The sequence below is a fragment of the Cobetia sp. 2AS genome (genome assembly GCF_029846355.1).
Lineage (GTDB): Bacteria > Pseudomonadota > Gammaproteobacteria > Pseudomonadales > Halomonadaceae > Cobetia > Cobetia amphilecti.
This window is the reverse complement of the sequence record NZ_JARWKQ010000006.1, coordinates 192,874-217,828: the sequence shown is the minus strand read 5'-3', so window position 1 is coordinate 217,828 and position 24,955 is coordinate 192,874. Positions and strand designations below refer to the sequence as shown.

At 64.1% G+C, this 24,955-nt stretch carries 23 protein-coding genes; 15 read left to right on the top strand and 8 right to left on the bottom strand.

All coding sequences use genetic code 11. The annotated features are described in order from the left end of the window. Nucleotides 1-140: 140 nt before the first annotated feature. Complete coding sequence (locus QD356_RS15750) at nt 141-1,766, bottom strand: peptide ABC transporter substrate-binding protein (RefSeq protein WP_192839187.1); 1,626 nt, start codon at nt 1,764-1,766, stop codon at nt 141-143. 419 nt (nt 1,767-2,185) lie between these two features. Between QD356_RS15750 and prfB the strand changes: the two genes are divergently transcribed. The 6 genes from prfB to QD356_RS15720 all read left to right on the top strand — a co-directional run bounded on the left by prfB (nt 2,186) and on the right by QD356_RS15720 (nt 7,748). Continuing rightward, a protein-coding gene (gene prfB, locus QD356_RS15745) for a peptide chain release factor 2 (RefSeq protein WP_107335890.1) occupies nt 2,186-3,284 on the top strand; the annotation gives its coding sequence in 2 pieces (ribosomal slippage) (nt 2,186-2,260 and nt 2,262-3,284; 1,098 coding nt in all). A gap of 164 nt (nt 3,285-3,448) precedes the next feature. After that, nucleotides 3,449-4,987 (top strand): lysine--tRNA ligase, encoded by a 1,539-nt coding sequence (gene lysS, locus QD356_RS15740; protein WP_192839186.1) that lies wholly within the window; start codon nt 3,449-3,451, stop codon nt 4,985-4,987. Nucleotides 4,988-5,354: 367 nt separating this feature from the next. Next, nucleotides 5,355-5,738 carry a hypothetical protein gene (locus QD356_RS15735; protein WP_043336300.1) on the top strand — a complete coding sequence of 128 codons (384 nt, stop codon included), beginning with the start codon at nt 5,355-5,357 and terminating at the stop codon, nt 5,736-5,738. Nucleotides 5,739-5,962: 224 nt separating this feature from the next. Beyond that, a complete protein-coding gene (locus tag QD356_RS15730) occupies nt 5,963-6,274 on the top strand; it encodes a BolA/IbaG family iron-sulfur metabolism protein (protein ID WP_043336297.1) in 312 nt (103 codons plus the stop codon). A gap of 2 nt (nt 6,275-6,276) precedes the next feature. Continuing rightward, the gene (locus QD356_RS15725) at nt 6,277-7,248 is read left to right on the top strand and encodes a hypothetical protein (protein WP_192839185.1); all 972 of its coding nucleotides are present in this window, start codon (nt 6,277-6,279) and stop codon (nt 7,246-7,248) included. Next, a complete protein-coding gene (locus tag QD356_RS15720; RefSeq protein WP_192839184.1) occupies nt 7,245-7,748 on the top strand; it encodes a GNAT family N-acetyltransferase in 504 nt (167 codons plus the stop codon). The genes QD356_RS15725 and QD356_RS15720 overlap by 4 nt, the downstream gene beginning before the upstream one ends. Before the next feature lie 193 nt (nt 7,749-7,941). Here the strand turns inward: QD356_RS15720 and QD356_RS15715 are convergent, their stop codons facing one another. Next, nucleotides 7,942-8,202, bottom strand: a complete 261-nt coding sequence (locus tag QD356_RS15715; protein ID WP_054556544.1) for a cell division protein ZapB — start codon at nt 8,200-8,202, stop codon at nt 7,942-7,944. Between the two features lie 182 nt (nt 8,203-8,384). Continuing rightward, entirely contained in the window at nt 8,385-9,071 is a 687-nt protein-coding gene (rsmD, locus tag QD356_RS15710; RefSeq protein WP_192839183.1) for a 16S rRNA (guanine(966)-N(2))-methyltransferase RsmD, read from the bottom strand. Nucleotides 9,072-9,177: 106 nt separating this feature from the next. Between rsmD and ftsY the strand changes: the two genes are divergently transcribed. From ftsY to QD356_RS15685, 5 genes are all read left to right on the top strand, one after another. Beyond that, a complete protein-coding gene (gene ftsY / locus QD356_RS15705; RefSeq protein WP_192839182.1) occupies nt 9,178-10,908 on the top strand; it encodes a signal recognition particle-docking protein FtsY in 1,731 nt (576 codons plus the stop codon). Continuing rightward, nucleotides 10,905-11,573: a cell division ATP-binding protein FtsE gene (gene ftsE / locus QD356_RS15700; protein ID WP_043336289.1), complete on the top strand. Its 669-nt coding sequence runs from the start codon at nt 10,905-10,907 to the stop codon at nt 11,571-11,573. Before ftsY ends, ftsE begins: the two co-directional genes overlap by 4 nt. Next, the gene (gene ftsX, locus QD356_RS15695; RefSeq protein ID WP_192839181.1) at nt 11,570-12,652 is read left to right on the top strand and encodes a permease-like cell division protein FtsX; all 1,083 of its coding nucleotides are present in this window, start codon (nt 11,570-11,572) and stop codon (nt 12,650-12,652) included. The genes ftsE and ftsX overlap by 4 nt, the downstream gene beginning before the upstream one ends. Nucleotides 12,653-12,910: 258 nt before the next feature. Then, a complete protein-coding gene (gene rpoH, locus QD356_RS15690; RefSeq protein ID WP_043336284.1) occupies nt 12,911-13,786 on the top strand; it encodes an RNA polymerase sigma factor RpoH in 876 nt (291 codons plus the stop codon). A gap of 195 nt (nt 13,787-13,981) precedes the next feature. Further along, nucleotides 13,982-16,612 (top strand): GGDEF domain-containing phosphodiesterase, encoded by a 2,631-nt coding sequence (locus QD356_RS15685; RefSeq protein ID WP_192839180.1) that lies wholly within the window; start codon nt 13,982-13,984, stop codon nt 16,610-16,612. Nucleotides 16,613-16,742: 130 nt separating this feature from the next. On the opposite strand, the gene slmA is transcribed toward QD356_RS15685, so the two are convergent. The 5 genes from slmA to coaBC all read right to left on the bottom strand — a co-directional run bounded on the left by slmA (nt 16,743) and on the right by coaBC (nt 22,002). Next, the gene (gene slmA, locus QD356_RS15680; protein ID WP_043336281.1) at nt 16,743-17,360 is read right to left on the bottom strand and encodes a nucleoid occlusion factor SlmA; all 618 of its coding nucleotides are present in this window, start codon (nt 17,358-17,360) and stop codon (nt 16,743-16,745) included. Between the two features lie 112 nt (nt 17,361-17,472). Continuing rightward, nucleotides 17,473-18,390: an acetylglutamate kinase gene (gene argB / locus QD356_RS15675; RefSeq protein WP_043336279.1), complete on the bottom strand. Its 918-nt coding sequence runs from the start codon at nt 18,388-18,390 to the stop codon at nt 17,473-17,475. 231 nt (nt 18,391-18,621) lie between these two features. Further along, on the bottom strand, nt 18,622-20,004 hold the full coding sequence (locus QD356_RS15670; RefSeq protein WP_054556539.1) for a phosphomannomutase/phosphoglucomutase: 1,383 nt from the start codon (nt 20,002-20,004) through the stop codon (nt 18,622-18,624). Nucleotides 20,005-20,175: 171 nt separating this feature from the next. Continuing rightward, entirely contained in the window at nt 20,176-20,634 is a 459-nt protein-coding gene (gene dut, locus QD356_RS15665; RefSeq protein WP_043336274.1) for a dUTP diphosphatase, read from the bottom strand. Next, a complete protein-coding gene (coaBC, locus tag QD356_RS15660; RefSeq protein WP_192839179.1) occupies nt 20,635-22,002 on the bottom strand; it encodes a bifunctional phosphopantothenoylcysteine decarboxylase/phosphopantothenate--cysteine ligase CoaBC in 1,368 nt (455 codons plus the stop codon). A gap of 289 nt (nt 22,003-22,291) precedes the next feature. On the opposite strand from coaBC, the gene radC reads away from it, so the two are divergent. The 4 genes from radC (at nt 22,292) to mutM (ending at nt 24,864) form a co-directional block, all read left to right on the top strand. Then, complete coding sequence (gene radC, locus QD356_RS15655) at nt 22,292-22,966, top strand: DNA repair protein RadC (protein ID WP_192839178.1); 675 nt, start codon at nt 22,292-22,294, stop codon at nt 22,964-22,966. 441 nt (nt 22,967-23,407) lie between these two features. After that, a complete protein-coding gene (gene rpmB / locus QD356_RS15650; protein ID WP_043336270.1) occupies nt 23,408-23,644 on the top strand; it encodes a 50S ribosomal protein L28 in 237 nt (78 codons plus the stop codon). 92 nt (nt 23,645-23,736) lie between these two features. Beyond that, nucleotides 23,737-23,892 (top strand): 50S ribosomal protein L33, encoded by a 156-nt coding sequence (gene rpmG, locus QD356_RS15645; RefSeq protein ID WP_016417370.1) that lies wholly within the window; start codon nt 23,737-23,739, stop codon nt 23,890-23,892. Nucleotides 23,893-24,048: 156 nt separating this feature from the next. Continuing rightward, a complete protein-coding gene (gene mutM, locus QD356_RS15640) occupies nt 24,049-24,864 on the top strand; it encodes a bifunctional DNA-formamidopyrimidine glycosylase/DNA-(apurinic or apyrimidinic site) lyase (RefSeq protein WP_192839177.1) in 816 nt (271 codons plus the stop codon). Nucleotides 24,865-24,955: the final 91 nt, after the last annotated feature.

The window sequence follows — 24,955 nt, the reverse complement described above, 5'->3', positions numbered from 1 at the left end:
CTTGTCACGCCCGTGGGGCGCGACGTCATCTTCTGGTGCCATCCTTGGCAGATGCCACGCTCCTGCCCTGCCAGGCACGAGCGTGGACCCATGACGATCTAGAGAGCGGCGAGCCGGGTCAGAGGCTCACAGGGCTCGCCTCACTCGGAGAACGAGACCCAGCGCGAGCGGTGGGTATCCTCGATGTTGTTCTTCCAGCCGCTGAGCTTGGGGTTCACCAGATTGCGCGACACGTAGTAGTAGATCGGCAGCACGGCGTAGTCATCCAGCGCCTTGCGCTCGGCGTCCTGCATCAGCGCCTCGCGATCCTCCATGTCGAGCGTATTGGCGGCCTTGTGCATGTCGTCATCCAGCGCACTGTTGGAATAGGCGCCGTAGTTGTTGGGCACGCCGCTTTCCAGCAGGTTGAGGAAGTTCTGGGCGTCGTTGTAGTCGCCGATCCAGCCGGCGCGGCCGACATCGAACTTGCCCTGGCGCATGTCCTCGTAGTGCACCGCGACTTCGGCATTCAGCAGATTGACCTTCACGCCCAGCGGCTTCCACATCGCGGCGGCGGCGATGGCCACCTTCTTGTGGTCTTCGCTGGTGTTGTAGCGCAGGGTCAGCTCCAGCGGGTTGTCCGGACCGTAGCCGGCGTCTTCCATCAGGGACCTGGCCTTCTGCATGCGCTCATCCATCGACATGTCCTTGAAGGCCATCTCCTGGATGTCGTAATGGTTCACGCCGGTGGGCACGAAGCTGTAGGCCGGCACTTCGCCGGTGCCGAGAATCTTGTCGGTGATGATGTTGCGGCGGATGGAGAGGTTGAGCGCCTCGCGCACGCGCGGGTCTGCGGTGGCATGGCCATCGCGCGAGTTGAGCACGTAGTAGTAGATGCCCAGGTAGGGCGCGACGTGGGTGGCGTCCGGCAGGTTGTCCTTCAGCCAGCCGTATTGCTGGGTCGGGAATTCGCGCGCGATGTCGATCTCGCCGGCGCGGAAGCGCTTCAGGGCGCTGTTGCGCTCCTCGATGGGGTAGTAGATCACCTCATCCAGCGCGACCTCCCTGGCATCGTGGAACTCAGGATTCTTGAGCGCGACGATGCGGGTCTGCGGCTGCCACTCGCTCAGCTCGAAGGCACCGTTGGAGACCATCTTGCCGGGGTCGGTCCAGTCCTTGCCGTACTTCTCCACCACATGTTTCGGCAACGGGTAGGCGGTGTAGTGCGACAGCTGATCCAGGAAGTAGGGCGTCGGGCGCTCGAGGGTGATCTCGAGGGTATGATCATCCACGGCACGCACGCCGAGGGTGTCCGGCTCGGCTTCGCCACTGTTGATGGCCTTGGCGTTCTTGATCGGATACAGGATGTAGGCGTAATCCGAGGCATTTTCCGGCGTCATGATGCGCTTGAGCGCGTACACGAAGTCCTCGGCGGTCACCGGCTCACCGTCTGACCACTTGCCGTTCTCGCGCAGCGTGAAGGTGTAGGTCTTGCCATCGTCGGAAATCTGCCACGACTCGGCCGCGCCGGGGATGCGCTCGCCATCGGCGGCTTCGGTGACCAGGCCCTCGAAGAGGTCGCCCACCACGTCATTTTCCCAGGTGCCGGAGATCTGCTGCGGGTCCAGCGAGGCCGGTTCACCCATGATCGCCAGCTTGAGCGTGTCGGCCATGATGCCCTGGGAGGCAACGATGCCCCCGGCCAGCAGCAGAGAGCCTGCCAGGCGTTTGAGCGCGAAGCGTCCGGGGAGCGCCGGGGTGTGAGAGGGGGAGTACAGTCGTGCCATGATAGGGAGGCTCGCTATTGTTGTTAGGGGTAATACGAGTGTCGCCTTCTACCATCGAATCTTTTCCTGCCCGCTGTCCATGTTAAAAAATGGATGGCTTATGCATGCATTCGATAAACGTCATGCAAGGCGTGGAAACTCGGGCCATTCGGGGCTGACGGACCTTTGAATGACTTTGGTCGTATTCGTCGCCTGCCCGCTGATGGGCGGCATGCCTGGCAGCCGAAAGCCGCCGCTTGCCCGCTGGCCACGGATGATGGGCCGGGCATGGTCGCCACGCCGGGAAATGGCTACAATATCGGGCTTTGCGCGCTGTCGATCTGCACATGCACCCTCGGGTGGCATGTGGCGGAGCCCGTCGCTTGCGACAGGATCGCCGCGCACCCATTCACGCATCATCGCCTCAAGACAGGACGACCATGCAAGAGATCAATCCGATCACCAACCTCATCAAGGACCTGTCCGAAAGGGCAGAAGTCCTGAGGGGGTACCTTTGACTATGCCGAAAAGCAGGATCGGCTAGAGGAAGTCACTCGCGAGCTCGAGAATCCGGATGTCTGGAATGACCCGGACTACGCGCAGAAGCTCGGCAAGGAACGTGCGTCGCTGGAGCTGGTCGTCAAGACCCTCGACGACATGAGCAACGGTCTGTCCGACTGCTCCGACCTGCTGGAAATGGCGGTCGAGGAAGAGGACGAAGGCACCGTGGACGAAGTCGTCCGCGAGCTGGACCAGCTCAAGGCCAGTCTCGAAAAGCTCGAGTTCCGCCGCATGTTCTCGGGTGAGATGGACGCCAACAACGCCTACCTCGACATCCAGGCAGGCTCCGGCGGTACCGAAGCGCAGGATTGGGGCAACATGTTGCTGCGCATGTACCTGCGCTGGGCCGAGCATCACGGTTTCAAGACCGAGATCGTCGAGGCGAGCGCCGGTGAAGTTGCCGGGATCAAGTCCGCGACCATCCACGTCGAGGGTGATTACGCCTTCGGTTGGCTGCGCACCGAGCTTGGCGTGCACCGTCTGGTCCGCAAGAGTCCCTTCGACTCCGGCGGCCGTCGTCACACCTCGTTCGCGTCCGTGTTCGTGTCGCCGGAAATCGATGACAACATCGAGATCGACATCAATCCGGCCGACCTGCGCACTGATACCTATCGCTCCTCCGGCGCCGGTGGTCAGCACGTCAACACCACCGACTCCGCGGTACGTATCACCCACGTGCCGACAGGCATCGTGGCGGCCTGCCAGACCGAGCGTAGCCAGCACTCCAACCGTGACCGCGCCATGAAGATGCTGAAGGCGCGTATCTACGAAGCCGAGATGCAGAAGCGCAACGCCGCCAAGCAGGAACTCGAGGACTCCAAGTCCGATATCGGCTGGGGCAGCCAGATCCGCTCCTACGTCCTCGATGACCAGCGCATCAAGGACCTGCGGACCAGCGTCCAGTCGAGCAACTGTGACAAGGTGCTCGACGGCGACCTCGATGACTTCATCGTCGCCAGCCTCAAGATGGGGCTCTGAGCGCGAATACCCTCGCGGCCCAGCGCCTATTCGCCTCCGCCGGTCTCGCCGGCGGAGGCCACGAATCCCCGTATCGCGGTCAGCACTGATGGTCACAATCGTCAGGCTGATCATGATCTGTCGTGGCCCAGGCCATGACCCTTTGACACGAGACAGGCCCCTCCATGTCGACAGAGCAGACCCCCGCCATTGATGAGCAGCAGGCCGCCGAACAGGCTCAGGAAGAGAACCGCCTGATCGCCGAACGTCGCGCCAAGCTGAACGCCCGCCGCGAGCAGGCCGCCGCCGAAGGCAAGAGTGCCTTCCCGAATGATTTCCGTCGCGACAGCCTCGCCGCTGACCTGATGGAAGAGCTGGGCGAGAAGGACAAGGCCGAGCTGGAGACGCTGGACCGCAAGGCCGCCGTCGCCGGGCGTATCATGCGCAAACGTGGCCCCTTCATTGTGCTGCAGGAAGTCTCCGGCCAGATTCAGCTCTACGTCGACAAGAAGGGCCTGCCGGAAGCGCTGCTCGAGGACATCAAGAGCTGGGATATCGGTGACATCGTCGGTGCCAGTGGCCCGGTGCACAAATCCGGCAAGGGCGATCTGTACGTCATGATCGAAAGCGCCCAGCTGATGACCAAGAACCTGCGTCCGCTGCCGGACAAGTTCCACGGTCTGTCCGATCAGGAAATGCGCTATCGCCAGCGTTATGTCGACCTGATCATGAACGAGCAGTCGCGCCGCACCTTCGCGCTGCGTGCCGGCATCGTCGCCTCCATCCGCCGCTTCCTCAGCGATCGCGGCTTCATGGAAGTCGAGACGCCGATGCTGCAGCAGATTCCGGGTGGCGCGACCGCGCGTCCGTTCATCACGCACCACAATGCGCTGGACATGGAAATGTACCTGCGCATCGCGCCGGAGCTGTACCTCAAGCGTCTGGTGGTGGGCGGCTTCGAGCGCGTGTTCGAGATCAACCGCAACTTCCGCAACGAAGGGCTGTCGACGCGTCACAACCCCGAGTTCACCATGCTCGAGTTCTACTGGGCCTACGCGGACTACCGTGACCTGATCGCGCTCACCGAGGACATGATCCGCACCGCGGCCCAGGAAGTGCTCGGCACCACGCAGATCACCTGTCAGGGCAGCGAGTACGACCTGAGTCAGCCGTTCATCCAGATGACCATGCGCGAGGCGATCATCAAGTACGGCGATGGCATCACCGAAGCCGACCTGGCCGATTACGACGCCGCGCGCGCCACGGCGGAGCGTCTCGGTATCCAGGTCAAGCCGATCTGGGGGCTGGGCAAGCTCGAGACCGAGATCTTCGAGGAAGTCGCCGAGCACCGTCTCGACCAGCCGACCTTCATCACCGAATATCCGGCCGAAGTCAGCCCGCTGGCGCGTCGCAACGATGCCAACCCGCACGTGACCGATCGCTTCGAGTTCTTCGTCGGTGGTCGCGAGATCGCCAATGGCTTCTCGGAGCTCAACGACGCCGAAGATCAGGCCGAACGCTTCCAGGCCCAGGTGGCCGAGAAGGACGCCGGTGATGACGAAGCCATGTTCTACGACGCCGACTACGTGCGCGCGCTGGAATACGGCATGCCGCCGACCGCCGGTGAAGGCATCGGCATCGATCGTCTGGTGATGCTGCTGACCGACAGCGCCTCCATCCGCGACGTGCTGCTGTTCCCGGCCATGCGTCCGCAGCAGGGCTGAGCAGTCGGCCGCCAGCCCGTCACGATGGCGCATCATGACGCACCATCGTGACGGGCCACGCTGAGGGCACCCACAACGCCTCCGATCCCTGATCGGGGGCGTTGTGGTCTCTGCCTCACACGAATGGCTGACGACGAGTGCCTCGCGGGGCATGATCGGTGCCGATGAGGCAAGGTGGCGCTTGGCTTTGTTGCCCGCGAGCGGCCATAATGGTCGGCGTCCAGTCTGCTGGCGCCCTGGCACTGCCAGGGTGACGCGCTGGACACCTCGAGGCTCACCCGCATCGCGTGCCTGCTTTATGAGCGGCGCTGCCATCCACGGTGTGTCCTGTCTCGGAATTGTCCCTGAATGTCCTGGAGAGTGCAGAATGAAGCTGCTTAACCGTTCCGCCCTGAGCGTCAAGCCGACCCAGGCGTTTGTCGACTGGATCAACTCGCTGGAATCCGAAGGCGAGGGAGGCGAGGATCTGGCGCTGGAGGATGTCAATCAGGAGAGCACCGTCTACCTGATTCCCGAGATGGACACGCGTGAGGCGCTGGATGGCTTCGTCTCCGAGCGCTGGCTGGACGTGCTGGAAAGCGAGCTGCGCGCCTGGGAAGAAGACACCCGCCATTGGCCGGAGCCGATGGACAAGGCACTCTTCGAGCGCTTCCTGACCGTCGAGCACAGCTATCTGGCGGTCGACCTGGACGACGAGGCACCGCTGGAAGTCAGCGAAGTCGATGACGAGCTGTTGGCCGATCTGGACTGAATCTCCGGTGTGATCGCGCCGATTGGCCGATTGTCAGACGCGTGATGGCCGCCGTCGCCGCACTTTCCGCAAGAGCCGTCAGCAATGACTGTCAGTGATGGCGACAGACGCTACAATGGCCTCGGGCAAAATGCCCGAGGCCATTTGCGTTGTGGCGATCGCATCGTCACCCTCATTTTTCCGCATGTCCGTCGTGCGGCTTCCCCCCTTCAAGGAGATTGCGCATGAGCATCCAGACCCAGATAGACACCAAGCTCGCGACGCTTGACCCGTTGATGGTCGAAGTCGTCAACGAGAGCCATATGCATAGCGTGCCGGCCAACTCCGAGACCCACTTCAAGGTCACCCTGGTCAGCGATCGCTTCAGCGGCCTGTCGCGGGTCAAGCGTCACCAGCAGCTGTATGCCTTGCTCAGCGAAGAGCTGGATGGCCCGGTGCATGCACTGGCACTGCACCTGTACACCGCGCAGGAGTGGGCGGCACGCGGCGGCGAGATTCCGGATTCCCCCAACTGTCTGGGCGGCGGCAAGCACTGACCATGACCCCTGAACCGCAACGCCTGCAATATCTGGACGCGATGGGACTGACCGCCTGGGTCGGTCGCTATCAGCTGCCCAATGCCTTGCCCACCCAGGCGTGTGACTGGCCCGAGCCGCAAGCAGCGGAGGCGGTCGCGCCCCAGGCGCGCCTGCACGCGCTGATCGATGAGGCGCCGCGTCCGCCTGCTGCCCACCAGACGGCGGATGCCAGCCATGGCTCCTCCGCTCAGGCTGGCGGCATGGCCGGCAGCGCGACGCCACGCCCGGCAGGGCCTTCTCCGGCCTCGAGTGCACGCGCCTTGCTGGGCATGGCGCCGGCGGCGGTCGAAGCCCCCGCTGCGGCTGCCTCGCCGGCGCCCGGCGCTGCCGAGACCAGCAGCACCGCCTCGTGGGGGACGCCGCCGACGCAGGTCACGGCCGAGGCACCGGCAGCAGATGAGGCAGTGACAACGCCAGCGGCAGACAAGCCGCCACTGCGCTTCAGCGTTCAGCTGGCGGCGCTGGAAGGACGCTGGTTGATCATGCTGCCCGGTGACGAGGCGCCGCATCTGGAAGGGGAAGCCTTGCTCAAGGCGTTGTGGCGCGCCGCCGGTATCGAGGCGGCATCAGGGCTCACCTTCAGCCACTTCCGCTGGCCGCTGTTGCCCAACCTCAAGGCCAGTTCGCCACTCGAAGAAGCCCGCGAAGGATTGCATGCCTTCCTGAGTGGCCCGGCAAGGCGAGGTTGGCAGCCGGAGCGGCTGTTGATCTTCGGCAGCGATGAGGCCAGCGAGACGCTGCGCGAGGTGCTTGGCATCACCGCATCCGAGCGCGGCGAGGCGACCTCCAGTCTGCTGAACCTGCCGGTCTGGCAGGGGCCGGCACTGCCGGCGCTGGCGCGCTCCAGTGAGGCCAAGCGCAAACTGTGGCCGCTGTTGATCCGCTGGGGGCGCGAGTGGCAGTCGGCATCGCCGCAGACGGACGACTCATGAGCGAGTCAGCTGACCGGCGCCTCGAGCTGCGTGAGCTGGCCGATGATCAAGCGACCCTGACGGCGCTTGAGGCCATCGAGGCCAGCCAGGCACACGGCCTGAGCCAGTCACAGCTGGTCGATGTGCTCAACGATGACGCGCGCTGCGTGCTGGGCGCCTGGTGGCAGGCCTGTGAGTCGCCGACCGCAGAGCTGATCGGCTTCGTGGTGCTGGCGCGCGGGCCCTTCGAGGCCGAGATCGAGGCGATCACCGTACACGCCGCGCAGCGCGGGCAGGGCGTAGGTGCACGCCTTTTGGCCGCCGCCATCGCGCAGGCGCGTGACTGGCAACGTGACTCGGGGCTTGAGCGCCTGCTGCTGGAGGTGCGCGCCAGCAATGCCGCCGCCGCTGCCCTCTATGCGAAGGCCGGCTTTACTCGGGATGGAGTGCGCAAGGGCTACTATCCGCTGGCGGATGGCGGGCGTGAAGATGCCTGGCTCATGTCGCTGCCGCTGGTGTGATCCTGGCCCTTCTTTCTTGGGCTCCGGCATCGCTATGGTGCTGGTGCCGATACGAAAACGCCGCCGACAGTCTCCTGTCGGCGGCGTTTTCATGAGGCCATGTTCATGAACTCTTGTTCAAGCGCTCCTGTTCAAGAGCCATTGTTCAAGAGTGCATGTTCACGCGGCCCAGCGCGCAGGACGCGCGGGAGCATCAGGCGCTCTGGGTTTCGCTCTCGGTCTCGCTGAAGCGTGCGACCAGCGCTTCCAGACGCTGTGCCCACTGGTCACGCTCTTCCTGCAGTTGGGCGTTGGTCTGGCGCAGCTGCTCCAGCTCTTCGCCCTGACCTGTCTTGGCTTCGGTCAGGCGCTGGTTCTCTTCCTTCAGCTCTTCGACTTCCATCTTCAGCATCTCGATGCTGTCGATGGCCTGGCCGACTTTCTGCTCAAGTTGGGTAAAGAGTTCGGTGCTCATGCTATCTCCTTGTCGAGTCACGGTCGTGGCCCGAGGGGGTTCGTTGAGGGCGGTAAAGGTATGCGGTAAATGCTGGTGCGATGAATATCGGCCATGTCGGGAATCCTTGCCGGATGGCGCAGCGATACCCGCCTGCAGGCAGACTACGACGCCGCCTGAGTCGACACAAGTGGGAAGGTGGCTCAGGCGGGCGGATGGCGCCGATACAGGCGGCCATGACTGTCGCCGGCACGGCTTTCCCGGTGCAGCTGCCAGTTGGCGGGCACCACGGGGTCGAGGCCGGATTCCACTTCCAGATAGATCATGGCGTCATCGCTCAGCCAGCCATGCGCTTCGAGCAGTGCGCAGCTCGCGGCGGCCAGCTCGAGCCGGAAGGGCGGATCGAGCAGCACCAGATCCATGCCGCCTGCAGCGGGAGTGGCCGTCTCGAGCCAGTGCAGGACATCGCCGGTCACCACCTGCGTTGGCAGGCTGTCACCGTTGGCGAGGGTCGCGAGATTGGCCTCGAGCGCGCGCGCGACGCGGCTGTCGCGCTCCACGAAGGTGACGTGAGCCGCCTCACGCGACAGTGCCTCGAGACCCAGTGCGCCACTGCCGGCATAGAGGTCAAGCACGCGGGCGCCGCCGACATGAAAGCCCAGCCAGTTGTAGAGCGTCTCACGCACGCGGTCGGGTGTCGGGCGCAGGCCCGGTGCGTCGATCACGTTGAGCAGGCGGCGCTTGAAGCGCCCGCCGATGATGCGCAGGCGACCTGGCCCGCCGGCGGCCTGGCCACGCTTGCCGCTCTGCTTGCCGTGCTGCTTGTCAGCGCGCGAGGGCGCGCTGGATTTGCCCCGTGCGGGGCCTTGGGAGGATGCGCGTTTTTTCATGCCGCGAGTCTAGCATGTGCGACGCCGGATGCCGCGCGGTGCGTACCTTCAGCCCCGAAGGGATGGTAGGATGACGCCACTTTCACGAGTTCAGGACTGTCTCGCCATGTTCGGTTTTTTCAAGCGCAAGAAACACAAGGCTCAGGAGCAGAAAGCCTCCGAGCAGCAGGCCCTCGAGCAACAGGCTCTTGAACAGACACAAGACGCCACGCCCCACGAGCAAGCCGATGCCGAGCAGGCAGCGCGGCTCGAGGCGAAGCGTCTCGAGGCCGAGAAGGTAGAGGCAGAGCGCCTTGCCGGTGAAGAGGCCGCTCGGGTCGAGGCTCAGAAGCTCGAAGAGCAGAAGGCCGAAGCTGAAGCCGAGCGCCGCGCCTCGGAGCAGGCGGCTGCTGATCAGGCCGCCAAGGCAGAGGCCGAGCGCATCGCCCAGGAACGCGCAGCGCAGGAGCAGGCCGCTCAGGAACAGGCCGCCCGAGACGAAGCGGAGCGCATCGCCCAGGAGCAGGCCGCTGCAGAACGCGTCGCCGCCGAAAAGGCCGCCCGGGAAGAGGCGGAACGTCTGGCTGCCGAGCAGGCCGCCCAGGCAGAGGCCGAGCGCATCGCTGCCGAACAGGCCGCTCAGGCCCGTGCGGAAGAAGCCGCCAGTGAAGCGCGTGCCGAAGAGGCGCGTATCGCGGCTCGCGAGGAAGAAGAGCGTCAGGCCGCCGCGCAGCTGGCCGCCATCGAGGCCGAAGAGCAGGCCGCGCTGGAACAGGCTCGCCAGGAAGAAGAGGCACGTGCCGTCGAGGCTGCCGCCGCTGGCGCAGACGCCGTGGTCGAGGATGACGCTGCGCGTGATACGGCCCGCGATGGTCGGGAAAAGCCGCGTCGTGGCTTCTTCGCGCGCATCAAGGCCGGTCTTGGCAAGACACGCGCCAATCTGACCGAGGGCGTCGCCAGCCTGTTCCTGGGCAAGAAGCAGATCGATGATGAGCTGATGGAAGACCTCGAGACCCAGCTGCTGATGGCAGACGTGGGCATCGAGGCGACCACCGAGATCATCGACAACCTGACCGCGCGTATCTCGCGCAAGGAATTGAAGGAGCCGCAGGCGCTCTACGAAGCGCTGCAGGAAGAGCTGCGCGTGATGCTGGCACCGGTCGCCAAGGACCTGGAGCTGCCGCCCAAGGGTAGCGGTCCCTTCGTGATCCTGATGATCGGCGTCAACGGCGTCGGCAAGACCACCACCATCGGCAAGCTGGCCAAGCGCTATCAGAGCCAGGGCCGCAGCGTGATGCTGGCGGCGGGCGATACCTTCCGCGCCGCGGCGGTGGAGCAGCTCAAGGTGTGGGGCGAGCGCAACAAGGTGCCGGTCATCGCTCAGCATACCGGCGCCGACAGTGCCTCGGTCATCTATGACGCCCTGGAAGCCGCCAAGGCGCGTAACGTCGATATCCTGATCGCCGATACCGCGGGCCGCCTGCACAACAAGAGTCACCTGATGGAAGAGCTCAAGAAGGTGCAGCGCGTGATGGCCAAGCTGGATGTGTCCGCGCCCCACGAGGTGATGCTGGTGCTGGATGCCGGTACCGGCCAGAACGCGCTGTCACAGGCCTCCACCTTCCATGAAGCGGTCAACATCACTGGCCTGACGCTGACCAAGCTGGATGGAACCGCCAAGGGCGGCATCATCTTCGCGCTGGCCAAGCAGCTCAATCTGCCGATCCGCTATATCGGTGTCGGGGAAGGTGTCGATGACCTGCGTCCCTTCGCGGCCGATGACTTCGTCAGTGCCCTGTTTGCACGTGCTGGCGATGAGGCAAGCGAAGAGGCCAACGCCGAGTCGCGCGAGGCATGATTGCCTTCGAGCATGTCGGCAAGCGCTATGGAGGGCGCTTCGATGCACTGGCCGGGCTCGACTTCAGGGTCGAGCGTGGCGAGATGGTCTTTCTGACAGGCCATTCCGGTGCCGGCAAGAGCTCGTTGCTCAAGCTGATCATGCTCCTCGAGCGCCCCTCGCGGGGGCGCATTCTGGTGGCGGGGCATGATATCGGGCGGCTGCATACCTCCCAGGTGCCATATTACCGCCGCCAGATCGGCGTGGTCTTCCAGGACCACCAGCTGCTGACCGACCGCAACATCTTCCACAACGTGGCCCTGCCGCTGATGATCCAGGGGGTCCCGCCGCGTGAACAGGCGCGGCGGGTGCGGGCGGCGCTCGACAAGGTCGGCCTTCTGCATCGTGAGAAGGCGCTGCCGATCGAGCTGTCCGGTGGTGAGCAGCAGCGCGTCGGCATCGCGCGCGCCGTGGTCAACAAGCCCGCGCTGCTGCTGGCCGATGAGCCGACCGGCAATCTGGACCCGGCACTGTCCGCTGACATCATGCGTCTGTTCGAGGACTTCAATCGCATCGGTACCACGGTGATGATTGCCAGTCACGATCTGGCGCTGATCGCCCGCCTGCACCATCGCACGCTGGAGCTGTCCGATGGTCGTCTGATCGCCGACAAGGATGCCCGATGAGCCCCCCGCGTTCCCGCAACGATTCCCCCTCTACTTCACGCGAGCGTGGCCAGCCCCGCGCCGAGACGCGTACCCGCAAGGCCGCCCCGCAGGCGCCTGAATCACCGGAGGCCGCCGAGCGTGCGGCGCGCAAGGGTGCGCGCTCCAGTCGTGTCTCGGTCGAGAGCCGCTACCGCAGCTGGCTGCGTCATCACGCTGCCATGGCGCGCGACAGCGCACGCCGCCTGCTGGTCGCGCCCATCGCCAGCCTGCTGACCATGCTGGCCATCGCCATCGCGCTGACGTTGCCGGCGGCGCTGTGGCTGGCACTGGACAGCGCGCGCCTGCTCGACAATGAACTCAATGACAGCGCCCAGCTCACCCTCTATCTCGAGACCTCGGTCGACGAGAGCCAGGCGCTGACGCTGTCGGACTCGCTGCGCGATGCTGCCGGTGTCGGGGGAGTGCGTCTGATCACCGCCGCCGAGGGCATGCAGGAATTCGCCAAGGCGCTGGACCTCAAGCGCTCGCTGAGCCTGCTGGATGACAACCCACTGCCGGCCAGCATCGTCATCACGCCGCTGGACACCACGCCGGAGTCCGTTCGCGCCCTGGCCACGCGCCTCGAGGGCGAACCGGGTGTCGCCAGCGCACGTCTGGATCTGGCCTGGCTCGAGCGTCTGCGCCAATTGGGTGAGCTGGGTCAGAAAGTGACGCTGGGACTCGCGTTACTCTTCGGGCTGGGCGTGTTGCTGGTGGTGGGCAATACCATCCGCCTGTCCGTGGAGAGTCGCCGCCAGGAAATCGAGGTCGTGACGCTGATCGGGGCGACCCACGCCTTCGTGCGGCGTCCCTTCCTCTACAGCGGTGCATGGTACGGTCTGGGAGGAGGGCTGCTGGCCTGCGGAATCCTGGCGCTTGGCGGCAACTGGTTGGCGGCACCCGTGACGGCCCTTGTACAAAGTTATGGCGGCAACTATGTGTTGCCCGCACTGGGCGTTGCAGGGGGTGCCACGCTGCTGTTTTCGAGTACAATATTGGGCTGGATAGGGGCTTGGATCGCGGTCGGACGTCATCTGGCGAGTATTTCTCCGCGCTGATTCCGATTATTCTTCGCGGTTTTCAGCCAGTGTTTCTGCCCAGGAAGGTCAACAGTTACGTTCCGACAACATTCCTGTCGGGCGTCAGTGAAGGGGGCTGGCGGGTGGTTAAACGCACCACACACCCGACAGCGTTACGAAGTGCTACTCGTCATGACAATTGTACACGTCATGTACAGCTATTGACGGGAACCTGTCCCACCCTTCACAGTCTCACTACTTGCATGCGTGTTAGGCAACCATGGAGACATCTGCACTATGAGCACCAGTCTTCAGCCACTTGGCCACCTGTCACCGGGTCAAGATCTAAACGGCTATATTCAGTCGGTGAACCGTATCGCTGTGCTTACTGCCGAAGAAGAGCACGAGCTGGCCCTGCGGTTGCATGAAGAGAATCATCTGGAGTCGGCCCGTCGACTCGTCATGTCGCACCTGCGCTTCGTCGTGCATATCGCGCGCAGCTACAGCGGCTATGGCTTGCAGCAGGCGGACCTGATCCAGGAAGGTAACGTCGGCCTGATGAAGGCGGTCAAGCGTTTCGACCCGCATCAGGGCGTACGCCTCGTCTCCTTTGCCGTGCATTGGATCAAGGCTGAGATTCACGAGTTCGTGCTGCGCAACTGGCGCATCGTGAAGGTCGCGACCACCAAGGCTCAGCGCAAGCTGTTCTTCAACCTGCGTGGCGCCAAGAAGCGTCTTGCCTGGTTGAACAACGATGAAGTGGATGCCATCGCGGGCGATCTGGACGTCAAACCTGCCGTGGTGCGTGAGATGGAAAGCCGTCTCTCTGCCCACGATGCAGGCTTCGACGCCGGCCCCAGCGATGACGAGAGCTCTGCCTATCAGGCGCCGGCCAACTATCTGGAAGATCACAGCCTCGATCCGGCTGCCCAGGTGGAACAGCAGGACCTGGAAGACGACTCCCACGGTCGTCTGCTCAAGGCGCTGGCGGCACTGGATGAGCGCTCACGCGACATCCTCCAGCAGCGCTGGCTGAGTGACAACAAGTCGACTCTGCACGAGCTTGCCGACATCTATGGCGTCTCTGCCGAGCGTATCCGTCAGCTCGAGAAGAACGCGATGAAGAAGCTGCGTGAATCGATGGGTGACATGAGCGAAGGCTTCGCTGCCTGAGCTTGATGACCCCATGACATGAGCCCGCGATTTTCAGGCTCGCTGTCACGTGAAAATGCCCCGCCGGGTTTCCCGGCGGGGCATTTTCGTTGAGGGAGAGTGGATCCCGAGGAATCCGTCGTTATTGGTTGAACACTGCAACACAATGTTTCATTCTGTCACACTAAGACATGAAACATTTCTACTGGTGACCCCGTGGACCCGACCTCCTCGCACGTCAATGGCACACATTCGCTGTGGCGAATCTTTGGGCTCAATGCAGCCTTGATGGTGGTATTGGGTGGCCTGTTTCTGGCCAGCCAATGGTTTGATGTGCGTGAACAGGAAATGCGTCGCCTGGAGCTGCTGGACACCCAGCTGCATATCTCCACCGAGCAGCTGATCGCCAATGTCTCGCGCGAGATGATGGTGCTGGAGCGCGTGTTGAGCAGCGAAGGCAAGGAGCTGTGGCGTGGCTCGCTGGATAGCGCGCTGGGCCGTCATCCCTCTCTGGTCTCGCTGATGGTGGTGCCGTTTGCCGATTACCGCGGCAGCAGCCTGCGTCAGATCGGCGTGGGGCGCAGTTGCAGTTGGCAGCTGACCCAGCCGGAAGCCCAGGCGCTGCCCGGGCGTAGCAGCTTGCTGTTCGGCTCCGCACTGCCTCTGGCATCCGGTCAGCCGGGCTTGCCGTTCTATCGCCACATGGATATCGAAGGCATGTCCTGGCTGATGATCGGCTGCCTGGACTTCTCCGAGTCACGCAGCCTGCTGGCCAACCCGAATTCCGATGATGGGCAGCGCCTGCGCCTGTTCTCCACCAACGGTCTGCTGCTGTTCTCGAGCCCCCAGGAGCATGCGCTGGGCGTGACCGGCAAGCTGCCGCTGTCCTCGATGGCCAACATGGGCAAGTACATCTCCGAGCGTGGCGTGCGCCGCTATCATGTGCCGGGCTTCGACGGCCAGCCGCGCATGGCGGCGGGCAGCTATATCGCACCGCTCAAGCTGTTCAGCGTCGTGAGTCAGCCGCTCTCCAGTCTGTGGTGGCTGTGGTGGAACCGTATCTGGTTCGGCATGCTGCTCGGCGGCATCTTCCTGGTCGTGCTGGTGGTCGTGGTGGCGCGCGCCGAGCGCAAGCGCGCTGAGCGCCACGATGAGCTGGAGGGCGCGCTCGAGTCGATGACGGCGCGTTCTCGCACCCTGGTGACGCTGATGGATAACCTGCCGGGCGTGGTGTATCGCATCGAGGTCAACACCGGAGTGCTGACCTTCATCAGCAACGGCTCGGCCGAGCTGTTCGGTCGCTCGGCCGAATCGCTGGTCGGCGCCGGCATCACCCTGACCGAGCTGATCCATCAGGAAGACCGTCAGTCCGTCAGCGCCGCCCGCCACTGGGCGATGTGCGCGCAGATGCGCCATGAGCAGGTCTTCCGCATCATCGCCGACCATGAGCGTTGGGTGCTGGACCGCAGCGTGATGATCGAGGGCGAAGATGGCGTGCGCTACTGGGAAGGCCTGCTGCTCGACATCAGTGCGCACAAGGAATCCGAGCGTCAGCTCGATTTCCTGGCGCGCCATGACGCCCTGACGGGACTCTATAACCGCAAGGCCTTCATGGCGGCGGCCGACGAGCGCGTCGCGGCGGGTGGCTTGATGATCTACGCCGATATCGACCGTTTCTCGACCGTCAACGATGGCCTGGGCCATGAAGCCGGTGACCAGCTGCTGGTCGCGGTCGGCGAGCGTCTGCGTCGTCTGCTGCCGCCGGGCGGTCTGGTGGCGCGTCTGGGGGCCGATGAGTTCGGCCTCTATCTGCCGCACGGCAATGATGATCCGGCGCAGGTGGTGGAGGAGATCCAGCAGAAGGTCGAGCGTCCCTTCACGATTCTGGGTCGCCCGCTGATCATCAGTCTGACGGCAGGCTACGTGCTGTCCGAGACCAATGGCGATGCCCAGGCGCTGATGCTGAATGCCGATGTGGCGCTCTATCACGCCAAGTCGCGCGGCGATCATGCGCTGCGCTGGGAGTCGTCGCTGGACAAGCACGTCGCGTCGCGCATGACGCTGGAGCAGGATCTGCGTCAGGCCATCGGCAGCGAGCAGCTCTATCTGCATTACCAGCCGCAGCTGGATAGTCATGGTGAGCTGCAGGGTGTCGAGGCGCTGCTGCGCTGGCAGCATCCGGAGCTGGGCATGATCTCGCCGGCCCAGTTCATTCCGCTGGCCGAAGAGACCGGTCTGATCTTCCGCCTCGGACGGTTCGTGCTCGAGGAAGCCTGTGCCCAGATGGTGCGCTGGCAGGATGCCGGCCTTCACATGCCGCGCATGGCGGTCAATCTGTCGGCGCGCCAGCTGACCTCGGGCTACGAGAACGAAGTCTTCGGCGTGCTGGAAAGCCAGAAGCTGTCGCCGACGCGGCTGGAAGTCGAGGTGACCGAGACGCTGCTGATCCAGGACATGGAAGGGGGGCTTGCCGTGCTCGGCGCGCTGCGCGAGCTGGGCGTGCGTGTGGCGCTGGATGACTTCGGGCAGGGCTATTCGTCGCTGTCCTATCTGTCATCCCTGCCGCTGGATGTGCTCAAGGTCGACCGCAGTTTCGTGATGAAGATGGATGCGGTCGCCGGCTCTGATGGCGGTATCCGCTGCCCCAATCAGCAGGCCATCCAGCTGGTCGGCGCCGTGATCAGCCTGGGGCACTCGCTGGGCCATGAGATCGTCGCCGAGGGAGTCGAGACGGACGTGCAGTTCGAGGAGCTCAAGCGACTGGGCTGCGATACCTATCAGGGCTACCTGCTGGCGCGGCCGATGTCCGCCGAGGCCATACTGGAGCGCTTCAGCGTCAACGCCTGAGGTGCCGTCCCCCATCCCACCCCACTCGGTGGTGACATGAGAAGGCCTGACCCAAAAAGAACGCCCCGCCTGCAATGACTGCAGGCGGGGCGTTCTTTTTGGTGCGGCTCATGCGTGCGAGGCAAGCCCCTCAGACGGCAATGCGCTCCTGACTGCTCAGCAGCAGGTCGCGGCTCAGCAGCTGCCACTGGTCTTCCCAGTGCTCGGTCGGGCGCTTGCGATAGTCGCTGCGCACGTACTGGCCGATACGGCCTTCCGCACACGCCAGCAGCAGATTGGCTGCTGCCGTGACGGTGATGGCCGGTCGCAGTCCTTCGCGAGGCTCGGCTTCGCGTAGCACCTGCTTGATCTGCGTCTCGAGACGCTCGAACAGTTGCGCCATGCGCGTGCGCAGGCGTGCCGTCTCGCCGGTGAGAGCATCACCGTTGAGGAGGCGACACAGCCCCGGGTTCTTTTCGGCAAAGCCTAGCAGCAGGCTCAGGATGTGATGCACCCTGGCATGCGCGGTGTCGTTGTCCTGAATGATCAGCGCGATACGCTCGAACAGCGTGCTCTCGATGAATTCGATCAGTCCTTCGAACATGCGTGCCTTGCTGGGGAAGTGGCGATAGAGCGCCGCCTCCGAGACACCGACCTGTCGTGCCAGTGCTGCAGTCGTGATGCGTTTGCCGCTGTCCTCTTCCAGCATCAGAGCGAGTGCCTGGAGGATCTGTTCGCGACGTGATTGTTTTGGATTCGCCTGCGTCATGGAATCTTGTCGTTTATCGCGGCCTGCAGCAGTGTGCTACGGGCGGGTCCGTGTCCTGAGGCATGTCGCTTGCCTCGCGCGAAACACCGGGGCCGAGCCCCGGCTTGTCACCTTACGCCTTGTCAGTGTCCGCTTCCGCGTTGCTGATCAACGTGCCGACCCCGGCATTGGTGAAGATTTCCAGCAGGGTCGCATGTGGCACGCGGCCATCGATGATGTGAGCACTGCGCACGCCTTGCTTCACGGCGTCCAATGCACAGCTGATCTTGGGCAGCATGCCACCGTAGATGGTGCCATCCTCGATCAGGCCATCCACCGCCTCGGTGGTCAGGCCGGTCATGACTTCGCCTTGTGCGTTCATCAGGCCAGCCACGTTGGTCAGCAGCATCAATTTCTCCGCGCCCAGTGCCTCGGCGACCTTGCCGGCGACCAGGTCGGCATTGATATTGTAGCTGCGACCCTCGGCATCGACCCCGATGGGTGCGATGACGGGAATGAAATCGTTGCGTGTCAGCAGTTCGATCAGGTCCGTGGAGACATGCTCGACTTCACCGACATGACCAATGTCGATGATTTCAGAGGCATTCATGCCCGGCGTCTGGCCGCTGACCTTGAGCTGGCGGGCGCGAATCTGGCCGCTGTCCTTGCCGGTCAGGCCGATGGCCTTGCCGCCACTCTGGTTGATCAGGTTGACGATGCCCTTGTTGACCAGGCCGCCCAGTACCATCTCGACCACGTCCATGGTCTCGGAATCCGTGACGCGCATGCCATCGACGAAGCGCGATTCGATGTTCAGCTTCTCGAGCAGCGCGCCGATCTGCGGGCCGCCGCCATGCACGACCACCGGATTGATGCCGACTTCCTTCATCAACACCATGTCGCGAGCGAAGGAGTCGATCAAGGCTTCTTCGGTCATGGCGTTGCCGCCGTACTTGACCACCACGGTCTTGCCCGAGAACTGCTGGATATAGGGCAGGGCTTCGGACAGGACCTCGACCACCTGATGCGGGTCGCGGTTGGCGTGGCTCATCAGCGTATCACTCCACAGAAAATGGTCCGGAAAGAGAGTCCGGACACTGTCACTCGAAACGGTCTTTCAGCGCGCGCGGTGCGCGCTGTCATGCAAATCGGTTTCTTCAGGCACCTGATGCGCCCGGATAAGCGGCAGCAGTGCCTGGCAAGGCGAGGGCGGCGATCAAGCGGCAGACCGCCGCCCCCGTTGCGGCTCATGCCATCCTGTCGATGGCGAGCGAGTGCGGGATCAGAACGGTGCCTGGATGCTCGGCTCGGCCTGCTTCAGCGCGGCGCGGAAGCTGTCCTTGATACGCTCCAGTGCGGCTTCCGACTTGCCTTCGAAGCGCAGCACCAGCATCGGCGTGGTGTTGGACGCGCGGCACAGGCCCCAGCCATCGGCGTAGTCGACACGAATGCCGTCCAGCGTGGTCTTGACGCCGTCGCTGCCGAAGTCGCCTTCACTGGCCAGTCGCTCGACGATAGCGAACTTGTTCTCGTCGGTCACTTCCACATTGATCTCGGGGGTGCCGAGGTCCTGCGGGAAGCGGGCGAAGAAGGTGTCGGCATCGACATCCTGCTTGGCGAGGATTTCCAGCAGGCGCGCAGCGCCGTAGATGCCGTCATCGAAGCCGAACCAGCGCTCCTTGAAGAAGATGTGGCCGCTCATCTCGCCGGCCAGTGCCGCGCCGGTTTCCTTCATGCGTGCCTTGATCAGCGAGTGGCCGGTGCGCCACATTTCCGGCGTGCCGCCGGCCTTCTCGATCACGGTCGCCAGGTTGCCGGTGCACTTGACGTCGAAGATGATGCGCGCGCCCGGCACGCGCTCGATCAGGTCTTCCGACAGCGCCATCATCAGGCGGTCCGGGTAGAGGATCTCGCCCTTGGGCGTCACGACGCCGAGGCGGTCGCCGTCACCATCAAAGGCCAGACCGATGTCCGCGCCGGTTTCCTGCATGGTCTTGATCAGGTCCTGCAGGTTTTCCGGCTTGCCCGGGTCCGGGTGGTGATTCGGGAAGTTGCCGTCGATCTCGTCGAACAGCGGCACGGTGTCGACGCCCAGGCGACGGATCAGCTCCGGGCCCAGCTCACCAGCCACGCCGTTGCCGCAATCGACCACGGCCTTGAGCGGACGCTTGACGACCACATCACCGGTGATCTGCTCCAGATAGCGCTCGCGCACGTCCTCTTCACGCAGGCTGCCTTCACCTTGCGCCAGATCGCCTTCCTGCAGGCGACGATAGAGATCGGTGATGGTGTCACCAGACAGGGTCTCGCCGGCCAGCACTATCTTCAGACCGTTGTAGTTGGCCGGGTTGTGGCTGCCGGTCAGCATTACGCCGGAGCGGGTGCCTTCCAGGATATTGGTGGCGTAGTAGAGCACCGGTGTCGGCACCATGCCGATGTCGACGACATCACGGCCGGCATCGCGCAGGCCCGCGATCAGCGCCTTGGACAGGCGCGGGCCGGAGAGACGGCCGTCACGCGCGACCACGACGGTGGATTCACCGCGTGCCGCGGCTTCGCTGCCGATGGATTGGCCGATGGCGCGCACGCCGTCTTCGGTGAGGGTCTCATCCACGATGCCACGGATATCGTAGGCGCGGAAAATTGAAGCGGGTACCTGACTCATGGTGCATCCCTGTCGGTTGAATCAATCGTGAAGTCGCTTGAGGCGTCATGCGTCTCGAACGCTATCGCTGCATGACGATCAGTGTGGAAATCTGCATGGCTTCCTTGTGACCGGAAGCCCGGCAGCCGGCGCGAGCCTGCCGCTCGGCTGCCCTCTGGCATGACGGGTCAATCAGTGGCGACCGGAGTGGCCGAAGCCGCCTTCGCCGCGCTGGCTGGCCTCGAATTCAGAGACTTCCACCAGCTCCGCCTGTACCACCGGGACTAGCACGTACTGTGCCAGACGCTCGCCGGGTTCCAGCACGAACTCGCTCTCGCCGCGGTTCCAGACCGAGATCATCAGTTCGCCCTGGTAGTCGGAGTCGATCAGGCCGACCAGATTGCCCAGCACGATGCCGTGTTTGTGCCCCAGACCGGAGCGCGGCAGGATCATGCCGGCCAGTGCGGGGTCGGCGATATGGATCGCCAGCCCGGTGCGCACCAGCTCACAGGCGCCCGGCGCCAATGTCAGCGGCGCGTCGAGCAGTGCGCGCAGGTCCATGCCGGCGCTGCCGGGAGTGGCGTGATGCGGCAGCGGGTAATCGCGAACGCGCTCGTCGAGAATCTTGAGTTCGAGCCGGGGGCGGGTCATCTAAGGTGCTTCCTGATCGTCGGTGACAGTCGGTGTAACGGTCTGGATGGCAGGGTCGAGGCTGACCCTGTGCTGATGAAGTGCCAGGGCGCGCTTCAGAATCGCGCGCGCCAGTTCCGTCTTGGGACAGGCCGCGATGGCCTGTTCGTGTTGCGTGTTCGTGTTCTGATCGAGCGGCTGCCACAGCAGGGTGGCGGCATTGCTGTCGCTGCCGAAGCCAAGGCCCGGCGTGCTCACATCATTGGCGACGATCATGTCGAGCTGTTTACGTGCAAGCTTGTCGCGTGCATAGCGGAGCACATCGCGGGTCTCGGCGGCGAAGCCGATCACCAACGGTGCCCGCTGACCGGCGGCGCGGCGTGCCTGCGTTTGGGCGGCGATACCGGCGATGATATCCGGATTGCGGGTCAGCGTGACCTGCATCTGCTCCTCGCCCGACTGCTTCTTGAGCTTGTGGTCGGCGACCGTGGCCGGGCGGAAGTCGGCGACTGCCGCGCAGCCGATGAAGAGGTCGCTCTCGCTGGCGGCTGCCTCGGCGGCGGCCTGCATGTCCAGCGCGGATTCGACATCGATGCGCTCGACGCCAGTCGGCGTCGTCAGCGCCACCGGGCCACTGATCAGGCGCACGCTGGCGCCCAGCGCCGCAGCCTCGGCGGCCAGCGCATAGCCCATCTTGCCGGAGCTGTGATTGCTCAGATAGCGCACCGGGTCCAGCGGTTCGCGGGTCGGGCCGGCGGTGATGGTCACCGTCAGGCCTGCGGCCGGCAATGACATCTCATTGCTCTTACGGCCCGGGTCGCTCTGGCTCATGAGGTCGCTCTGGCTCATGAGGTCGCTCAGTGCCGCGACGATTTCTTCCGGCTCCAGCATGCGGCCCGCTCCCACGTCGCCACAGGCCTGTTCGCCGCTGGCGGGGCCGAGCAGCGTCCAGCCGTCGGCACTGAGCTGGCGGGCGTTGCGCTGGGTGGCGGGGTGCGCCCACATGGCCTGATTCATCGCCGGGGCCATCACCCAGCGCGCGCTGTTGGCCAGGCACAGGGTAGTGAGCAGATCATCGGCATGGCCATGCACCAGGCGGGCCATCAGATCGGCGGTGGCAGGCGCGATCAGGATGACCTCCGCCCAGCGTGCCAGCTCGATATGCCCCATGCCGGCCTCGGCCTCGGGGTCCAGCAGGGAGGTGTGCACCGGATTGCCCGACAACGCCTGCAGGGTCAGCGGTGTAATGAAGGCTTGAGCCCCTTCGGTCATGGCGATGCGCACTTCACAGCCCGCCTTTTTCAACAGGCGGGTGATCAGAGCGGCCTTGTAGGCCGCGATGCCGCCACTGATGCCCAGCAGAATGCGCCGTCCGGCGAGTGAATGCATGGTGTGTCCTGCGTCCCTGATGCGTCGATTGCTACGCTCGCGCGTTTGCCCTCTACCATATCACCGTGATGCAACCTTGCGTAGCGCCGCTGGCCCGCGACGCCGAGTGTCGCCAAGCGCTCGCTTCATGGGGCGGGGGCTCCTCTCGAGTGGCATGCAGGGGCCAGACGCAGGCCCTCGGGGCGACAAGCGTTGATACTCACAATGGCGAAAGAGGCGGCATCTGACCACGCTTCTCATGCTTTGGACTGTCAGCCATTCGGGGCGACAGGCGATGGGAGAAGAGTGCATGGGGATTCGAGAGTGGCCGGTCGGGGAGCGTCCGCGCGAGAAGCTGTTGTCGTCAGGGGCAGGGGCCTTGTCAGATGCCGAGCTGCTGGCCATCTTTCTGCGCGTAGGCATAAAAGGACGCTCGGCGGTGGATCTGGCGCGCGACCTGCTGAGCACCTTCGGCGGTCTCAGGCCGCTGCTGGAGGCGACCCAGCAGGACTTCTGCGCGGCGCGCGGACTGGGTGATGCCAAGTACGTGCAGCTGCAGGCTTCGCTTGAGCTGTCGCGTCGCCATCTGGAGAGCCTGTTGATGCGCGGGGCCGCCCTGACGTCGCCCCTGCTGGTGCGGCGCTATCTGTCCTCGCATCTGCGCGACCTGCCGCATGAAGTGTTCGCCGCGCTGTTTCTCGACAGCCAGCATCGCGTCATCCGCTTCGAGACACTCTTCACCGGCACGCTGGATGCCGCCGCCGTCTACCCGCGCGAGGTGGTCAAGCGGGCACTGGCGCTCAATGCCGGCGCCCTGATTCTGGCCCACAACCATCCCTCTGGCGTCGCGGAGCCCAGTGAGGCCGACCGGCGCATCACGCAGCGCCTGGAAGAGGCGCTGGGGCTTTTCGATATTCGCGTGCTGGATCACTTCGTGGTCGGAGACGGCGAGGTGGTTTCGTTTGCCGAGCGCGGCTGGCTCTAGTTGGGGTGTCGAGGAGGCTGAGCCGCTGAGTGCTCGATGACGGTACAGCCCCCGCCAGATGCGGTCGCCGCTGGCGTGAGAAATGCGCAGGGATTGCAAACCAGGGCACTGGTTGTGGTAATGTTGCGCCTCCCGTATCACCCACCACAGAATTCGCGACCACTCTGGCCGACATTGGCTGAGTGAAGCGTTTGGCTGAGAAGCGTCTGTACCGATGTGACACGTCGGGCATGGGCGTGCTGGCGAAAAAAATCCGTATAGGACGTGCTTTCACGTTCCTCTTCGGGTAAAATGCTGCGCCTGCACGTTCCAGCACCCGAAAGCTTGTCTTCCGGAACGGACGTAAACACTTTGAAATCAGGGCATGAGGCGGCGCCTGCCACTTCCGGTTTGCCCGACAGGTTTTGAACAACTTAGCCAACGCAGCGGTTGGAGGCTCCAATGTCCAAAGTATGTCAGGTTACCGGCAAGCGCCCGGTGACTGGTAACAATGTTTCTCACTCCCAGCGCAAGACTCGTCGCCGGTTCCTGCCGAACCTGCACACCCACCGTTTCTGGGTTGAATCCCAGCAGCGCTTCGTCAAGCTGCGCGTCTCTACCAAGGGCATGCGCATCATCGACAAGAAGGGTATCGACGAAGTCCTCAAGGACCTCACTGCACGTGGCGAGCGCTTCTAAACACTAGAAGACAGCCCCTGTAGCAATGGCAACCGAGCCGAGGGCAACGCTCTCAATCGTTCGGTGAATGCGACTGTGGAAGGAAACTGAAAATGCGTGACAAGATCAAGTTGGTGTCAAGTGCCGGTACTGGCCACTTCTACACCACCGACAAGAACAAGCGTAACACTCCGGACAAGCTTGAATTCAAGAAGTACGATCCGGTCGTTCGCAAGCACGTGATGTACAAGGAAGCCAAGATCAAGTGATCTTGTCTCCCGCCAGCGTGCTGTCGGAACCCTCGAAAACCCGGTCCTGACCGGGTTTTCGAGTATCTGGATGTCGCTGTTCTGGGCATCCTGCAACAGGGTGGCGGCTTCTGTCGTCACCCTGTTGTGCGTCTGGCGGTCAGTCGAGGAGAGAACATGCCCGAATTACCGGAAGTCGAGACGACCCGTCGCGGTATCGCGCCGCTGGTCGAGGGCCAGGAGGTCAGCGAGGTGATCGTGCGTCAGCCGCGTCTGCGCACCCCCGTGCCCGGCGAGCTCGCCGAATGGCTGGTGGGTCAGCGTTTCGGCACGCTTGCGCGTCGCGCCAAGTACCTGCTGTTGCCGATCGCCGATGGCCATCTGCTCTGGCACCTGGGCATGTCCGGTAGCCTCAGACTGGTGCCCATCGGCACGCCGCCACGTACGCATGATCATGTCGATGTCGTGCTCGGCAACGGCCATGTGCTGCGCTATCACGATCCACGTCGCTTCGGCTTCGTCGACTTCGTGCGCGGTGACCCGCATGCCGATACGCGCCTGGCGCGACTCGGTCCGGAGCCGTTGTCCGATGCCTTCAATGGCGAGCACCTCTTTGCGCGCTCCCGCAAGCGCCGCGTGGCGATCAAGCCGTTTCTGATGGACAACGCCAACGTGGTGGGTGTGGGCAATATCTACGCCAGCGAGGCGCTGTTCATGGCCGGTGTCGACCCGCGCCGTCCTGCCGGTGAAGTGACGCGCGAGGAGTGCGAGCGCCTCGCCAACGCCGCCAGCAGCGTGCTGGCCGCGGCGATCGCCCAGGGCGGCACCACGCTGCGTGACTTCGTCGGTGGAGATGGCAAGCCGGGCTACTTCGCGCAAAGCCTCAACGTCTACGGGCGGGGTGGCGAGCCATGCCGCGAATGCGGCCACGAGATCATGAGTCTGGTGCTGGGCCAGCGCGCCAGCTGCTTCTGCCCGTATTGTCAGCGCTAGCGGCGAGCCGCATCAGACCACTGCTTGACCGGGGGCTCCGTGACCGGGGCCGCCATGACGACTAGAATAGGCCCGTTCGGGCGCGTCCTGT

Bases quoted from the DNA above. Each gene is read 5' to 3' on its own strand.
- QD356_RS15750 (WP_192839187.1), bottom strand. From the start codon at position 1,766: ATGGCACGACTGTACTCCCCCTCTCACACCCCGGCGCTCCCCGGACGC.
- lysS (WP_192839186.1), top strand. From the start codon at position 3,449: ATGTCGACAGAGCAGACCCCCGCCATTGATGAGCAGCAGGCCGCCGAA.
- QD356_RS15735 (WP_043336300.1), top strand. From the start codon at position 5,355: ATGAAGCTGCTTAACCGTTCCGCCCTGAGCGTCAAGCCGACCCAGGCG.
- QD356_RS15730 (WP_043336297.1), top strand. From the start codon at position 5,963: ATGAGCATCCAGACCCAGATAGACACCAAGCTCGCGACGCTTGACCCG.
- QD356_RS15725 (WP_192839185.1), top strand. From the start codon at position 6,277: ATGACCCCTGAACCGCAACGCCTGCAATATCTGGACGCGATGGGACTG.
- QD356_RS15720 (WP_192839184.1), top strand. From the start codon at position 7,245: ATGAGCGAGTCAGCTGACCGGCGCCTCGAGCTGCGTGAGCTGGCCGAT.
- QD356_RS15715 (WP_054556544.1), bottom strand. From the start codon at position 8,202: ATGAGCACCGAACTCTTTACCCAACTTGAGCAGAAAGTCGGCCAGGCC.
- rsmD (WP_192839183.1), bottom strand. From the start codon at position 9,071: ATGAAAAAACGCGCATCCTCCCAAGGCCCCGCACGGGGCAAATCCAGC.
- ftsY (WP_192839182.1), top strand. From the start codon at position 9,178: ATGTTCGGTTTTTTCAAGCGCAAGAAACACAAGGCTCAGGAGCAGAAA.
- ftsE (WP_043336289.1), top strand. From the start codon at position 10,905: ATGATTGCCTTCGAGCATGTCGGCAAGCGCTATGGAGGGCGCTTCGAT.
- ftsX (WP_192839181.1), top strand. From the start codon at position 11,570: ATGAGCCCCCCGCGTTCCCGCAACGATTCCCCCTCTACTTCACGCGAG.
- rpoH (WP_043336284.1), top strand. From the start codon at position 12,911: ATGAGCACCAGTCTTCAGCCACTTGGCCACCTGTCACCGGGTCAAGAT.
- slmA (WP_043336281.1), bottom strand. From the start codon at position 17,360: ATGACGCAGGCGAATCCAAAACAATCACGTCGCGAACAGATCCTCCAG.
- argB (WP_043336279.1), bottom strand. From the start codon at position 18,390: ATGAGCCACGCCAACCGCGACCCGCATCAGGTGGTCGAGGTCCTGTCC.
- QD356_RS15670 (WP_054556539.1), bottom strand. From the start codon at position 20,004: ATGAGTCAGGTACCCGCTTCAATTTTCCGCGCCTACGATATCCGTGGC.
- dut (WP_043336274.1), bottom strand. From the start codon at position 20,634: ATGACCCGCCCCCGGCTCGAACTCAAGATTCTCGACGAGCGCGTTCGC.
- coaBC (WP_192839179.1), bottom strand. From the start codon at position 22,002: ATGCATTCACTCGCCGGACGGCGCATTCTGCTGGGCATCAGTGGCGGC.
- radC (WP_192839178.1), top strand. From the start codon at position 22,292: ATGGGGATTCGAGAGTGGCCGGTCGGGGAGCGTCCGCGCGAGAAGCTG.
- rpmB (WP_043336270.1), top strand. From the start codon at position 23,408: ATGTCCAAAGTATGTCAGGTTACCGGCAAGCGCCCGGTGACTGGTAAC.
- rpmG (WP_016417370.1), top strand. From the start codon at position 23,737: ATGCGTGACAAGATCAAGTTGGTGTCAAGTGCCGGTACTGGCCACTTC.
- mutM (WP_192839177.1), top strand. From the start codon at position 24,049: ATGCCCGAATTACCGGAAGTCGAGACGACCCGTCGCGGTATCGCGCCG.